The following is a 13,939-nucleotide window of genomic DNA, read 5'->3' as shown; positions in this document are numbered from 1 at the left end:
GCGCCTTGGGCGACGGCGTTTGGGCGGCCCAAGTCGGCCTGGCCGACGTCAGTTCACCCGCCGGGCGGCCCCCGGCAGGTGCAGCGAGAACTCGGGGATCTCGGCCTCGAACACCTCGCCGGCCTCGGTCATCATCTGGAAGTGGCCGGTCATGGTCCCCGACGAGGTCGGCAGGGGGCAGTTGGCGACATAGCGGAACGCCTCGCGCGGGCGCAGTTCCGGCTGTTCGCCGACCACGCCCGAGCCCTCGACCTCGGTGGCGCGGTTCATGCCGTCGGTGATCGTCCAGTAGCGCGAGACCAGCTGGACGGTCTCCACGCCGTGGTTCTCGATCTCGACCGTGTAGCCCCACATCCACAGCCCTTCCTCGGGCGCGGAATCCTCGGGCTGGTAGACGGGCGAGACGCGCACGACGATGTCGCGCGTGCGCGCTTCATAGATGCCCGTGTCGGCGCCGCGCCGGCGGCGGATCCGCTTCAGAGGAGGGGAGGATTCACGCCTGGTCGAGCGCACGGATCACGTCTCGGGTCAGGTCCGACAGGCTTTCCAGGCCGACCGACAGGCGCACGCCGCCCTCGACCACGCCCAGCGACGGGCGTTGCTCTTCGGGCACGGAGCGGTGGGTGGTGGTCGGCGGATGGGTGGCCATCGACTTGGCGTCGCCCAGATTGTTGGAGATGTCGACGATCTCCAGGGCGTTGAGGAATTTGAACGCCGCCTCGCGCGAGCCCAGGTCCAGGGCCAGCACCGTGCCGCCGCCGGTCATCTGCGACTTGGCGATGTTGTGGCCGGGGTGGTCGGCGCGGAAGGGATAGAGCACCTGCTTGACCGCCTTGTGCTCGGCCACCACGTCGGCCAGGGCCGCGGCGCTGTCGGTCTGGCGGCGCACGCGCAGGTCAAGGGTCTCCAGGCCCTTGACCAGGACCCAGGCGTTGAACGGCGACAGCGACGGGCCGGTATGGCGCAGGGCGTCGCGGTAGCATTCCTCGTTGATCGCCTCGCTGGTCAGGATCGCTCCGCCCAGCACGCGGCCCTGGCCGTCGATGTGCTTGGTGGCCGAATAGACCACGATGTCGGCGCCAAGCTTCAGCGGCTGCTGGAAGATCGGGGTGGCGAAGACGTTGTCTACGATGACCTTGGCGCCGACGGCGTGGGCCATTTCCGACACCGCGCGGATGTCGGTGATCTCCAGCACCGGGTTCGAGGGGGTCTCGATCAGCACGGCCTTGGTGTTGGGGCGGATCGCCGCCTCCCAGGCCTTCGGATCGGTGGCGTCGACGAAGGTGGTCTCGACCCCGAAGCGCGGCAGCCACTCGGCGATCAGCCAGCGGCACGAACCGAACAGGGCGCGGCCGGCCACCACGTGGTCGCCGGCGCGGACCAGGCCCATCAGGGCGGCGTGGATCGAGGCCATGCCCGTGGCCTGGGCGCGGCACACCTCGGCGCCTTCCAGCAGCGCTAGGCGATCCTCGAACATCTTCACGGTCGGGTTGTTGAAGCGCGAATAGACGAAGCCCGGGTCCTCGCCGGAGAACCGGCGGTCGGCGCCCTCGGCGCTGTCATAGGTGAAGCCCTGGGTCAGGTAGAGGGCCTCGGCCGTCTCCATGTACTGCGAACGCGCCAGACCGCCACGGATCAGCTTGGTGGCGATATCCCAGTCCTTCGGGTCCTCGGCCATGGCGGTTCCTTCCTTCGACGCTCTACGCGGAAACGGCCGGCATAAGGGGTTTCGCGGGCCGAACGGTCAAGGCGGACAAGTCTGATTTCAACATTAGAATTGTCACACGCGAGTAAGCGGTGGGCGGATGGACCGCGAGCCTTGCCTTCAAGGCCCGGTTTAGCGAGTGTCGCCCCGATGACCGACGCCCACGCAGCGGGGATTCTGCCCTGCCAATCCATCGAGGACCTGATCGCGCAAGAAGCGATCACCTCCCAGACACCGTTCGACACCGACCAGGTGCAGCCGGCCAGCCTGGACCTGCGCCTGGGCGCGCGGTGCTGGCGGGTGCGCGCCTCGTTCCTGCCCGGCGTGGCCCGCCGCGTGCCCGAGCGTCTTAAGGACGTGGCGATGCACGAGCTGGACCTGACCAAGGGCGCGGTGCTGGAGAAGGGCTGCGTCTACATCGCCGAGATTCAGGAGCGCCTGGCCCTGCCGGGCAACGTGGCCGCGCGCGGCAATCCCAAGAGCTCGACCGGGCGGGTCGACGTGTTCGTGCGTCTGCTCAGCGACCATTCCAAGGCCTTCGACGACATCGAGTCCGGCTATGAGGGGCCGCTCTATATCGAGATCGCGCCCCAGACCTTCTCGGTGCTGGTGCGGGCCGGCACGCGGCTGAACCAGCTGCGCCTCAAGCGCGGCGACCCGGCCAAGCTGGCGATCAAGAGCGTCGGGGTGGATTTGACGCCGGGCGAGGGCGGCATCGTCGGCTTCCGCGGCCGCCGCCACGCTGGGGTCGTCGACCTGGACCACGAGGACGGCCACGACCCGCGCGACTTCTGGGAACCGCTGGAGACCCGCCACGGCGAGTTGCTGCTGGACCCGGGCGAGTTCTACATCCTGGCGTCCAAGGACGATGTCGAGATCCCGGTGCTGGAAGCGGCCGAGATGACCCCGATCGATCCGTCGGTCGGCGAGTTCCGCGTGCACTACGCCGGCTTCTTCGATCCCGGCTTCGGCACCGAGGAGGCCGGCGCGGTCGGCTCCAAGGGCGTGCTGGAAGTGCGCAGCCACGAGACGCCGTTCCTGCTTGAGGACGGCCAGATCGTCGCCCGCCTGGTCTACGAGCCCCTGACCGCGCGGCCCCGACGCCTCTACGGCGAGGGCGGGTCGCACTACCAGCGCCAGGGCCTGAAACTGTCCAAGCACTTCAAGGCGTGGCGTTAGGTCGCAAGCGACGGCGCTTCCCCGGTTAACCGGGGTGTTCGTACCCTGACAGTCTGTTGAGTCCGGACGTCGGGGGACGTTGTGTCGAGTTTTGGCGCGTATCGCAGGCTTTTGGCCGCCGGTCTGGCGGTCTGCGCGCTCGCCTGCGCCCCGGTCGCGCGCGCCGCCCCGGCCATGTGGGAAGTGCGCGACAAGGACACGACCATCTACCTGTTCGGCGCCATGCACGTGCTGCAGCCGAACGTGAAGTGGCGCACCCGGACCTTCGACCGCGCCTACGCCCGCGCCGACAAGGTCTGGTTCGAGACCCGGGCCGACGCCGATCCGACCGAAGTCCAGGCCCTGGTCGACCGCTACGGCGTCGATCCCGAGCGTCCGCTCAGCGAAAAGCTGCCGCCGCGCACGGTGGCCACCCTGAAGGCGGCGCTGGAGCGGGACGGCGGCTCGCTGGACCGCGTGGACCGGCTGCGACCTTGGGCGGCGGCGATGATGCTGTCGGTCCTGCCCATGACCCAGCAGGGCGGTTCGCTCCAGGCCGGCGCAGACGCCACGGTCACCCGCCAGGCGCGGGCCGCCGACAAGCCGATCGCCACCTTCGAGACCCTGGAACAGCAGATCCGGTTGTTCGCCAGCCTGCCCGAGGCGGTCGAGGTCCAGTACCTGGACGACGTCGCCACCGAGACCCTGACCCCGCCGCGCAACGGCGTGGCTCTGCAATCCGCCTGGCTGCACGGCGACATGGCCAAGCTGGGTCCGCTGGTGGTGGACGTGATGAAGCGCGACCGCCCGGCGCTATACGACGCCCTGCTCAGGCGCCGCAACGAGGCCTGGGCGGAAGCGCTGGCGGCCGAGATGGACAAGCCCGGCGTCGAGCTGGTCGCGGTCGGGGCCCTGCACATGGCCGGCGCCGACGGCCTGCCGGCCCTGATGGCGGCGCGCGGGTTCCAGGTCCGGCGGGTGCAGTGATCCCGTCCTTCTCCCCTTGCGGGAGAAGGTGGCGCGCAGCGCCGGATGAGGGGTTTCTCAGAACCGTCCGGAAGGGCTTGTCCGCGGCGTCCACGCCGTGCGACCCCTCATCCGTCAGCTGCGCTGACACCTTCTCCCGCAAGGGGAGAAGGTGGGGGAATGTTGATGACCGCTATCGACCCTGACTGGCTCTCCGACTTCCTGCGCGACGAGAACCTGCCCGCCGACTTCGCCGCCGAGGTCGAGCGGCTGCATGCGCCCCTGGCCGACCGGATCGCGGCCGTGGCGATGGGGCCGGCCTTCGTGGTCGGGCTCTGCGGGCCGCAGGGGTCGGGCAAGTCGACGACGGTCCGGGTCGTGGCGGCTCTGCTGGAGGCCCGGGGGCTGAAGACGGCGACCCTGTCGCTGGACGACCTCTACCTGCCGCGGGCCGACCGCGAGGCCCTGGCCCGGGACGTCCATCCGTTGCTGCGCACGCGCGGCGTTCCCGGCACGCACGACGTCGCCCTGGGTCTGGCGGTGCTGGACGGTCTGGCCAGGGAGGGCGACACGGCCCTGCCGCGCTTCGACAAGGCCGCCGACGACCGCGCGCCGGTCGAGACCTGGCCGGTCGTCGAAGGTCCTGTCGACGTGGTGCTGCTGGAAGGCTGGAGCGTCGGCGCCCGCCCCGAGCCTGCCGAAGCCCTGGCCGCGCCGGTCAACGCCCTGGAGCGCGAGCGCGATCCCGACGGGACCTGGCGCGCCTACGTCAACGCCGCCCTGGCCGGACCCTATCGCGCGCTGTTCGGTCGCCTCGAYCTGCTGGTGCTGTTCACCGCGCCGGACTTCGCTGCGGTGCTGGCTTGGCGCCGGGAGCAGGAGGCCAAGCTGCGCGCGCGTCTGGCGCAGGCGGGGGAGGGGGCCGGCCGCGCCATGAGCGACGACGAGGTCGCCGTCTTCGTCCAGCACTACGAGCGCCTGACCCGGCACATCGCCCGCGAGATGCCCGCCCGCGCCGACATCGTGGTCGCCCTCGACGCCGACCGCCGTTCGTCGATCGTGTGACCGGCTATTCGGTCGCGCGGCACGGCGTCGCACTAGATGTGGTGTGGCCTCATTTCAGCTTCCACCAGTGCTAGCTTCCCTTTGTCGGCGAAACGACTCACCGAGTCGCCGGCCCAGTGGAGCTTCCGGACCATGAACGCACTCTTCGGCGGGACCTTTTCKACCCACGCCAAGCGCGTCGCCGTCTGGAACCGGGCGGCTCCGATCCCGGGTTGCGACAAGGCGATCTGGCGCTGCGACGACCAGGGCCGGATCATCCGCTGGTCCGACTACGAGGACCGCTTCTCGCGCTACGGCTGGACCATCCTGAGCCAGCGCCGGACTCTCGGGCGCCAAGTCTCCCGGCCCGTCCACGTCAGCCAGGCCGCCGACGCGGCGCCGTTGCGCAAGGCCGCCTGAGCAAGGCGGGCTGTCGCCCTTCCTTGATCTTTTGACAAGCTCGCTTGACATACCTTCAGTGATATAAGACAAGCATCCTTGTCATTAAGACAGGGAGACCCGACATGGCGTCGGAACGTGGCGACTGGCTCGCCCTCAAGAAGTTCATGCTGTTCGCCGGCTTCATGGCCGCGATCCTCGTCTGTGTCCGGGTCATCGGCCTGGGTGGCGTCTGGAGCTTTGTCGGCGGCCTGGGCACGGTCGCGGCTTCGCTGGCCTTCGCCCTCGGCTCTAACCGCCTGTTCAAGCGGGAGCCCCTGCGGCCCGCCATGCGGCGCTATATGTTGCGGTTCGGCGTCTCGATGTCGGCCTATGTCTTCCTGCTGATGGGCGCGATCATGCTGCATCGCCAGGGTCTGACCGCCGGGGCGCTGGGTTATGTGATCGCCCTGGCGCCCGCCTTGGCCATTCTGGGTGCGATAGCCGCCATGGGCTTCTATCTGGCCGAGGAAAAGGACGAGTTCGCCCGCGAGATCCTGATCCAAAGCCTGCTGTGGGGCATCGCCGTGACCCTGGGCGCAGCGAGTGTCTGGGGCTTCCTGGAGACCTTCGGCAAGGCGCCGCACGCTCCGGCCTGGGCCGCCGTTCCGATCTTCGCCCTCGCCATGGGCCTGTCCCAGCCCTTGATCGCCAGGAGGTATCGGTGAGGAACCGCCTCAAGGTCCTGCGGGCCGAGCGCGACTGGAGCCAGGCGGACCTCGCCGAGCGACTGGACGTCTCGCGCCAGACCATAAACGCCCTGGAGACGGGCAAGTACGACCCCAGCCTGCCGCTGGCCTTCAAGATCGCCCGTCTGTTCGGCCTGCCGATCGAGACGATCTTCCAGGACGAAGCCTGACCCGAAGCGGTCAGGATTTCCGACCCACCCGACCTTTGCCTTCACACCCGCCGGCTCGCCGCCGAACCCTGGCGCATGCCCGAAAATCAGGAGTTCCCGTCATGTCCTATCGTCAAAAGACCTTCCCCCTGTTCGTCATGGTGATGGCCATGCTGGCCGCCCTCGGCGTGTTCAACCACGCCCACGCCGCCCCGGTCGCGGTCCCGTCGGCCGCCGCGCCCCGCTTCACCGTCGAGGTCACGGGGCAGGGGCCCGACGTTATCCTGATCCCCGGCCTGGCCTCGTCCTCGGCCGTCTGGGACGACACGGTCAAGCAGCTGAAGGGGCGCTATCGCCTGCACGTGATCCAGGTGGCGGGCTTCGCCGGCGCCCCGGCCGGGGCCAACGCCGAGGGGGCGGTGATCCAGCCGACGGTCGACGCCCTGGACGACTACATCAAGTCGGCCGGGCTGAAGTCGCCCGCCGTGATCGGCCACTCCATGGGCGGGCTGATGGGCCTGATGCTGGCCCGCCAGCACCCGCAGGACGTCGGCCGGCTGATGGTGGTCGACAGCCTGCCCTTCTACGCCATGGTCTTCTCGCCCCAGGCCACCGTCGAGACGGCCAAGCCCCAGGCCGCCGCCATGCGCGACCGGACCATCGCCGCCACGCCCGAGGCCTGGGCCTCGATGGAGACCGCGATGATGGCCCGCCTGGTCAAGTCGCCCGAAGGGTTGAAGTCGGCCACGGCCGCCGCCATCGCCTCGGACCGCTCGGTGGTGGCCCGCGCCCTTTACGACGACCTGACCACCGACCTGCGCGGCGAGATCGCCTTGATCAAGACCCCCGTCACCATGCTCTATCCGTGGGATCCGGCCACCGCGCCCCAGGCCGTGTTCGACCAGCTGTACACCGGCGCCTACGCCCCGATTACCCAGGCCAAGGTCAAGCGGATCGACGGCTCGTACCACTTCATCATGCTGGACCAGCCGGCCGCCTTCGCCTTCGAGGTGGAGACCTTCCTGAAGTAGTCGGCTTGCACGGCGCCGCTCCGGCCGGAACAGTGGCGGGATGATGATTCTGCCCGCGTCCGTCCGCCGCTTCGCCTTCGCCCTCGTCGCCCCGGCCGTCATGGCGCTGGCGATGGGGGCGAGCCCCGTCCTGGCCGAACCCTCGCTGTGGGTGATCAAGGACAAGGACTCGACCATCTACCTGTTCGGCACGGTCCACGTGCTGCGGCCGGAAACCCAGTGGCGCACGGCCAGGATCGCCAAGGCCTTCGAGGCCGCCGACGACGTGGTCATGGAGATCGAGCAGCCCGAGAAGCCCGCCGACACCCAGGCCCTGATGCTGAAATACGGCATCGACCGGACCACGCCGCTGTCGGCCAAGCTGAAGCCCGAGACCTACGCCAAGCTGCAGACGGCCGGGCAGGGCATGGGCTTCCCGCCCCAGGCGCTGGACGTGATGCGGCCCTGGCTGGCCGCCCTGACCGTGTCGCTGACCCCGCTGCTGAAGGCCGGCTATGATCCGGAAAGCGGCGTCGAGAAGCTGCTGAACGCCCAGGCCAAGGCGGCGGGCAAGCCGGTCTCGGCCTTCGAGACCATGGAGCAGCAAGTCCGGTTCTTCGCCGACATGACCCCGGCCCAGGAGACCCAGCTGCTGGAATCCACCCTGGACGAGGTCGACGACGGCCCGGCCAAGATCGACGCCCTGGTCAACGCCTGGGCGAGCGGCGACCAGGCCGAGCTGAAGCGCCAGATGGTCGACGAGATGCAGGGCGACTATCCGGAGCTCTACAAGCTGCTGCTGGTCGACCGGAACGCCGACTGGGCCAAACAGCTGAAGACCAAGCTGGCCGGCTCGGGCGTCAGCTTCGTGGCCGTGGGCGCGGGACACCTGACGGGCCCGGACAGCGTCCAGGCCCAGCTGGCCAAGCTGGGGATCAAGGCGAAGGCGGTGAAGTAGGGTCTGCTTGCTGGGTCTAGATGCGTGACCGCCTTCGACCCAAGTCAGACCTACAGTCCTATCGGTCGAGAGTCGGAAGGCGCCCTGTGATCATGAGCCCGCGATCGACAGACTGTGGGGCCGACCAAGAGGCCCTCCGCGCTTTTTGGTGACCAATGACCGCGCGCGTTCTTTTCAAGCAGGCTAATGCCAAAGACACCGCAACGTTAGGGCCTCCGCCGGCTGGTTCGAGGGCGGGCCTTCTGGATTTCCTCGATGGCGTTCTCGGCGTCTAGCGCCGAAGCAAGTTCGCCGGATGGAGCCCGATCACTGCCATGACGCTGTAGGAGCTAGCTTCGTTCGTGCCGACGACGCAGGCGTGACAAGCCACTTTTCAGCGGCGGAGATGAATGCAACCCTTGATGCGGCATTGCCGGATTGGTCAACCGTTAGAGATTTGCCCTTGATGAGTTCATGTCGGTTGCGCTCGCCTGCGATTGCCGCGGTGATAGCGACAGCTTTAGCTTCGCATGCATCGGGACAGTCGGTGGGGCAGCCGTTTATTCGCAGGACGGTGCCAGCCTCGGGATGGGCCACAACGCCTACCGAGGCACAGTTGCGTGCCGCGGCGCCACCGGAACTCGCAGAGTCCATTGCCCGTCTTGAATGCCGCGCCGACAGCTCAGGCGCAATTTCTGGCTGCTCATATTATCCCGTCGTGGGCGGCGAAGCGACAATCAACGCAATCCGAGGCCTTCTTCCCAAATTCAAGCTACTTAGGCCGGAGCCGGACGTTACGGCGGGTAAGGCTTGGGTTGTGTTTTGGGTTTATCTTCGACGAGATCCTACGAGGTGTGACGAGACCTGCCTAGGCGTGACACCGCCGGCGCCTGAGCCGCAGAAACAGTGACGGCCGCGACGTTTCCGACGCGAACATCGAGGGCCGCCAAATGTCACCGTGACGTGCCCCTCAGCGGGCGAGCACACATGCGCCGAGAAGCAACTGACCCGGGTCCTGGCAGATGGGCGGACACTCTAATTCACATTTCCCGGCGGGACCCGGGCGCGGCGCTGTCGGGTGACCTCCCATGATGCCCAGATGGTTCTTCGCAGCATTAGCTTTTGTGACGCTTGCGGGCGCAAGCGCCCATGCCTCCCCCAAGCGGTATCTGACGCCATCCGAAGTTTTGGCGCAGGCCGTCACTCTTGACGGACAGAAGATCACCGTTGGCGGAGTAATCGATCTCGGTACCAACTCGCGCTGCATCTACGATTCCCTTGCGGCTATTCGCGAGCGAAAGGGAGACGGCGCAGCCGTGTTGACCCTGTCAGAAGGGGATCGATTGCTTCAACGCAAAGCCGAGCTGAACCATCGTTTCGCCATCGTCACCGGTACGTTCAAGCTCGTGTTCAATGAACCGGAGGCGTTGGATCTCTACCAATGCAATGTGGCCGGCATCGAACAGGAGACAATTCGCCGGTCATCTAGCGGCAGATAACCACCCATCTCGGACGTCGAGAAGGTCAGCTCCCGCTACGCCGTCGCCCCGCCGTCCTTGCGCAGATAAATCGACCGCTTGGGCGCTGACATCACCCGGTGGAGCATCGGCTCGAAGGCTTCTAGCGGCATCGACTTGTAGGCCGGGTCGAAGGCCTCCTGGTCGTAGATGTGGCAGAACTGGGCGGTGTATTCGAAGCTGGGATGGCCCCGGAACTGGTCGCGCATGTCGCGGTCCAGGCCCAGGTGGTGGAAGAAGTAGTAGCCCTGGAAGATGGCGTGGTGCGCCACCATCCAGTGGTTCTCCTCGGAGACGAAGGGCTGCAGGATCGCCGCGGCGATGTCGGCGTGATTGCGCGGGCCCAGGATGTCGCCGATGTCGTGCAGCAGGGCGCAGACCACGTATTCCTCGTCGCGGCCGTCCTGGAAGGCGCGGGTGGCGGTCTGCAGGCTGTGGTCCAGCCGGTCGATGGCGAAGCCGCCGCAGTCGCCTTGCAGCAGCTTCAGGTGCGAGACCAGGCGGCCCGGCAGGTCGCGGCCAAACTCCATCGAGGCGTTGGCGATGATCGCCCAGTCCTGCGGGGTGCCGTCGACCATGGCGTGGAACTTAGCCCGTTCTTGGGCCCGCTCATGGTCGTCCGGATGCTGGTGGCCGTCGGCCATGGCGTTCTCCTCCCGAACATCTGTTTGACCTGATCGTGCGCCGGTCCTGGCGGCGCGTCAACGCGAGCCCACGAAGTTCCGAAGACGCCCAAAGACCCATTGAGAAGCGGAGCCAGACCGGCTAGACGGGCTGGGCGCTTGGACGGCGCGAGTTTCTCCGTCCAATGCGGGCGTAGTTCAGAGGTAGAACGTCAGCTTCCCAAGCTGAATGTCGGGGGTTCGATTCCCCCCGCCCGCTCCAATCTCCCCCAAGTCTCACCTGGAAATTGCACAGCTGACCCCGAACGCCGGAGGTCTGTCTCGTTTCGAACCATGTCCGTTCATTACCGAACGGTGTTCGTTCATTGCGGGAAACGCCTCCGGAATTCGTTAAGAACGGTTAAGCTATCGCGCGCGCCAGCGGTCGGACGTCGGGCGCGCCGTATCGGGGGAAGACCATGGGCAAGGTGTCGACTGGCGCGGCGAAGGCCGCCGTTGCGGAATCCCCGCGCGTTGAACGCCTGGCGCGGTTCGCCGACGGACTGGAGCAACTGGCCGGACGCTGGGAGCGCGAAGCCCGCGACCCGCGCGTCGCCGCCGCCCTGAGCGAGCGCTTTGGCGCCTCGGCCCCGGAACTGCTGGCCACCCAGGACGCGGTCGCCCACCTGCTGGCCTCGTCGTTCGGGACGCCCGGCGCCCTGCCGCCCAAGCTGCTGCTGCGCCTGCACGACGCCCTGGCGAGCCTGGCCGTGCTGGCGGCCTACACGCCGCCGGCCGCCGAAGAGAACATTGTCCCGATCGTCGACGTGAAGAGCCGCGCCCAGGCGGTCCGCCTGGAAACCGCCACGCGCAAGCTGTTGAAGGGCCTGGGCCGCGCCCTGGCCGTCGGCGCCGTGGGCGCCACGGTGCTGGCCGCCCTGCCGGTCGCGGCGGCTGACTATCAATCGACGGCCGCCGACGGCTCAAGCGGCGGCACCGGGTCGTACGGCGCGGTCGGCGGTTCCGGCGGCGACGGCCATGACGGCCTTTCGACCAGCCAATCGATCAATGGAACCTTCACCTCCAGCACGGGCGAGGCGGTGTTCGTCACCGCCAATGGCGGCAATGGCGGCCGGGGCGGCTACGGCAACGTCGGCCTCTACGGCGAGGGCGGCAGAGGCGGCATCGGCGGGGCCGGCGGCTCCGTCTATCTGACCGTTGACGGCCTGGTGGCGACCACCGGCGTGGGTCATGCGGGGATCAAGGTCCAAGCCAATGCGGGGCGCGGCGGCGACGGCGGAGACGGCGACGGCGCCTACGGCGTGGGGGGCAACGGCGCGCACGGCGGGCCCGGCGGCACGGCGACCCTCATCAACAGCGCCCAGGTCTCGACCCAAGATTCGGACTCGTCGGGCCTGATGGCCCAGAGCGTCGGCGGGGCGGGCGGGGACGGCGGCAGCGGAGCGGGCGTCGTCGCCTCGGGCGGCACGGGCAGCGGCAGCGGTCCCGGCGGCGACGTCTGGGTCGAAAACTTCGGAGACGTCGAAACCTTCGGCGCCCGGTCGCACGGGATCCTGGCCCAGAGCGTCGGTGGTCTGTCGGGCGCGGGAGGTTCGGCCGGCGGCATCGGTGCGTTCGCGGGCGGCTCCAACGCCGCGGGCGCGGGCGGCCTGGTGATCGCGATCAACTACGACCAACTGATCACCCACGGCGACTTCTCGTACGGGATCCTCGCCCAGAGCATCGGCGGCGGCGGCGGCGCCGCCGGCGGCGCATCGGGGATCGCGGCCCTGGGCGGCGGCGGGTCCGGCGGCGGCGCAGGCGGCGCGGTCTCTGTCACCAACTATGGCCAGATCGAGACCGGCGGCGTGGCGTCGATCGGCCTGTTCGCCCAGAGCGTGGGCGGCAGCGGCGGCGTCGGCGGCGGGGCCGGCGGCCTGGTCGGCATCGGCGGCGGCGGCGGTTCGTCGGGCGACGGCGGCGCGGTGACAGCCGCCAACGAAGGCCGGATCTTCACTCACAACGACGAGGCCACGGGCGTGTTCGCCCAGAGCATCGGCGGCGGCGGCGGCAACGGCGCGGGCGGCGGCGGCCTGGTCGGCATCGGCGGCGACGGCGGCGCGTCGGGCAAGGGCGGCGCCGTCACGGTMACCAACAGCGGCGTCGGCGAGATCGAGACCGACGGCAAGCTGGCCGCGGCCGTGTTCGCCCAGAGCGTGGGCGGCGGCGGCGGCAACGGCGCGGGGGCCGGCGGCCTGGCGGCGATCGGCGGCAAGGGCGGGGCGGGCGGCGACGCCGGCGTCGTCACGGTCGTCAACGACGGCAAGCTGACGACCCACGGCTACGACTCCTACGCCGTGTTCGCCCAGAGCGTGGGCGGCGGCGGCGGTAACGGCGGCGGCGCGGGCGGACAGTTCGCGATCGGCGGCGGCGGTTCGGGCGGCGGGATCGGCGAGGCCGTCAACGTCACCAACCACGGCCAGATCTTCACCGACCTCGACGGCTCGGGCGGCGTGTTCGCCCAGAGCGTGGGCGGCGGCGGCGGCAACGGCGGCGACTCCACCAGCGCGGGCCTGTTCGTCAACCTGTCGATCGGCGGCGACGCCGGCACGGGCAGCAAGGGCGGCGACGTCACGGTGATCAACACCGGCCGGATCGAGACCGGCGGCGACCGCGCTTCGGCCGTCTACGCCCAGAGCGTGGGCGGCGGCGGCGGCAACGGCGGCTTCGGGGCCGGCGGCGCGATCGGCGTCTACGGCGCGGTCAGCATCGGCGTCGGCGGCTCGGGCGGCGGCGGCGGCAACGGCGGGATCGTTCACGTCACGGCCGACGGGACCCTGATCACCAAGGGCGACGACTCGCGCGGCGTTTTCGCCCAGAGCGTGGGCGGCGGCGGCGGCGACGGCGGCTACACCGTGTCGGCGGCCCTGGCGGTCGGCGACGTCGGGGCGGCCTCGGGCGCGATCTCGGTCGGCGGCACGGGCGGCGCGGCCAGCAACGGCGGCGACGTCACCGTCGACCACGTCACGGGCGTGGACATCGACACCACCGGCGACCGCGCGATCGGCGTGTTCGCCCAGAGCGTGGGCGGCGGCGGCGGCAACGGCGGCTGGAGCGGCGCGATCGCCGCGGCGGCCTCGGGCGGCGGCAGCGCCTCGATCGGCGTGGCCGTGGGCGGCAGCGGCGGCAACGCCGGCGGCGGCGGCCTGGTCACGGTGGACACCGCCGGCCAGATTCACACCCGCGGCGTCGACGCCTCGGGCATCTACGCCCAGAGCATCGGCGGCGGCGGCGGCACGGGCGGCTTCGCTCTGTCCGGGGCCCTGTCCGGCGGCACGGCGGCCGGCTCGGCCTCGGTGGGCGTCGGCGGCTCGGGGGCCGGGGGCGGCGACGCCCAGAAGGTCACCGTGCTCAGCGTCACCGACATCCTCACAGAAGGCGACCGTTCGGCCGGCATCTACGCCCAGGCGGTGGGCGGCGGCGGCGGCAGCGGCGGCTGGAGCGGCGCGGTGGCCGGCGCGGGCGGCCAGGCCGGCGGCGCGGTCGGCGTCTCGATCGGCGGCGACGGCGACCACGGCGGCAAGGGCGGCGAGGTCAAGATCGACAGCAAGGGCCGGATCGAGACCCAGGGCGCGGACGCCGCGGGCATCTTCGGCCAGAGCGTTGGCGGCGGCGGCGGCAGCGGCGGCTTCTCGATCGCGGCGGGCGTCGCGGTCGGCGAGGG

The 13,939-nt window shown here is 69.6% G+C and carries 13 protein-coding genes and 1 tRNA gene; 11 read left to right on the top strand and 3 right to left on the bottom strand.

The genetic code is table 11. From position 1 onward, the window contains the following. Window positions 1-48: 48 nt before the first annotated feature. Together apaG and metZ are read right to left on the bottom strand one after the other, a co-directional pair. Window positions 49-513, bottom strand: coding sequence for a Co2+/Mg2+ efflux protein ApaG (apaG, locus tag AC1U89_RS09255; protein WP_479899419.1), 465 nt, complete (start codon window positions 511-513; stop codon window positions 49-51). Then, complete coding sequence (metZ, locus tag AC1U89_RS09250; RefSeq protein ID WP_479899418.1) at window positions 494-1,678, bottom strand: O-succinylhomoserine sulfhydrylase; 1,185 nt, start codon at window positions 1,676-1,678, stop codon at window positions 494-496. Before metZ ends, apaG begins: the two co-directional genes overlap by 20 nt. A 177-nt stretch (window positions 1,679-1,855) precedes the next feature. Between metZ and AC1U89_RS09245 the strand changes: the two genes are divergently transcribed. The 9 genes from AC1U89_RS09245 (at window position 1,856) to AC1U89_RS09205 (ending at window position 9,595) form a co-directional block, all read left to right on the top strand. Continuing rightward, a complete protein-coding gene (locus tag AC1U89_RS09245; protein ID WP_479899417.1) occupies window positions 1,856-2,884 on the top strand; it encodes a 2'-deoxycytidine 5'-triphosphate deaminase in 1,029 nt (342 codons plus the stop codon). Window positions 2,885-2,995: 111 nt separating this feature from the next. Beyond that, window positions 2,996-3,850: a TraB/GumN family protein gene (locus AC1U89_RS09240; RefSeq protein WP_479899416.1), complete on the top strand. Its 855-nt coding sequence runs from the start codon at window positions 2,996-2,998 to the stop codon at window positions 3,848-3,850. Between the two features lie 165 nt (window positions 3,851-4,015). Further along, entirely contained in the window at window positions 4,016-4,894 is an 879-nt protein-coding gene (locus AC1U89_RS09235; RefSeq protein ID WP_479899415.1) for a kinase, read from the top strand. A gap of 132 nt (window positions 4,895-5,026) precedes the next feature. After that, entirely contained in the window at window positions 5,027-5,293 is a 267-nt protein-coding gene (locus AC1U89_RS09230) for a hypothetical protein (protein WP_479899414.1), read from the top strand. Window positions 5,294-5,397: 104 nt separating this feature from the next. Continuing rightward, window positions 5,398-5,979, top strand: a complete 582-nt coding sequence (locus AC1U89_RS09225) for a hypothetical protein (protein ID WP_479899413.1) — start codon at window positions 5,398-5,400, stop codon at window positions 5,977-5,979. Further along, window positions 5,976-6,170 carry a helix-turn-helix transcriptional regulator gene (locus tag AC1U89_RS09220; RefSeq protein ID WP_029916774.1) on the top strand — a complete coding sequence of 65 codons (195 nt, stop codon included), beginning with the start codon at window positions 5,976-5,978 and terminating at the stop codon, window positions 6,168-6,170. The genes AC1U89_RS09225 and AC1U89_RS09220 overlap by 4 nt, the downstream gene beginning before the upstream one ends. Before the next feature lie 101 nt (window positions 6,171-6,271). After that, window positions 6,272-7,180 carry an alpha/beta fold hydrolase gene (locus tag AC1U89_RS09215; protein WP_479899412.1) on the top strand — a complete coding sequence of 303 codons (909 nt, stop codon included), beginning with the start codon at window positions 6,272-6,274 and terminating at the stop codon, window positions 7,178-7,180. Window positions 7,181-7,220: 40 nt separating this feature from the next. Next, window positions 7,221-8,117 (top strand): TraB/GumN family protein, encoded by an 897-nt coding sequence (locus AC1U89_RS09210; RefSeq protein ID WP_479899411.1) that lies wholly within the window; start codon window positions 7,221-7,223, stop codon window positions 8,115-8,117. 1,067 nt (window positions 8,118-9,184) lie between these two features. Then, the gene (locus AC1U89_RS09205) at window positions 9,185-9,595 is read left to right on the top strand and encodes a hypothetical protein (RefSeq protein WP_479899410.1); all 411 of its coding nucleotides are present in this window, start codon (window positions 9,185-9,187) and stop codon (window positions 9,593-9,595) included. Window positions 9,596-9,630: 35 nt separating this feature from the next. Here the strand turns inward: AC1U89_RS09205 and AC1U89_RS09200 are convergent, their stop codons facing one another. Continuing rightward, window positions 9,631-10,257, bottom strand: coding sequence for an HD domain-containing protein (locus tag AC1U89_RS09200; RefSeq protein WP_479899409.1), 627 nt, complete (start codon window positions 10,255-10,257; stop codon window positions 9,631-9,633). 166 nt (window positions 10,258-10,423) lie between these two features. Between AC1U89_RS09200 and AC1U89_RS09195 the strand changes: the two genes are divergently transcribed. Next, window positions 10,424-10,498 (top strand) — tRNA-Gly (locus tag AC1U89_RS09195). A gap of 196 nt (window positions 10,499-10,694) precedes the next feature. Beyond that, a partial coding sequence (locus tag AC1U89_RS09190; RefSeq protein WP_479899408.1) for a hypothetical protein occupies window positions 10,695-13,939 on the top strand: 3,245 nt, incomplete at its 3' end.

The sequence above is a fragment of the Caulobacter sp. 05T431 genome, from assembly GCF_056665975.1.
Note: the sequence above shows the minus strand (reverse complement) of the source record. Positions and strands in the feature narration are given on the sequence as shown.

Coding starts and splice junctions, on each gene's coding strand:
- AC1U89_RS09200 (WP_479899409.1), bottom strand. CDS start 10,257: ATGGCCGACGGCCACCAGCATCCGGACGACCATGAGCGGGCCCAAGAA.
- AC1U89_RS09215 (WP_479899412.1), top strand. CDS start 6,272: ATGTCCTATCGTCAAAAGACCTTCCCCCTGTTCGTCATGGTGATGGCC.
- AC1U89_RS09245 (WP_479899417.1), top strand. CDS start 1,856: ATGACCGACGCCCACGCAGCGGGGATTCTGCCCTGCCAATCCATCGAG.
- AC1U89_RS09210 (WP_479899411.1), top strand. CDS start 7,221: ATGATGATTCTGCCCGCGTCCGTCCGCCGCTTCGCCTTCGCCCTCGTC.
- AC1U89_RS09225 (WP_479899413.1), top strand. CDS start 5,398: ATGGCGTCGGAACGTGGCGACTGGCTCGCCCTCAAGAAGTTCATGCTG.
- AC1U89_RS09205 (WP_479899410.1), top strand. CDS start 9,185: ATGATGCCCAGATGGTTCTTCGCAGCATTAGCTTTTGTGACGCTTGCG.
- metZ (WP_479899418.1), bottom strand. CDS start 1,678: ATGGCCGAGGACCCGAAGGACTGGGATATCGCCACCAAGCTGATCCGT.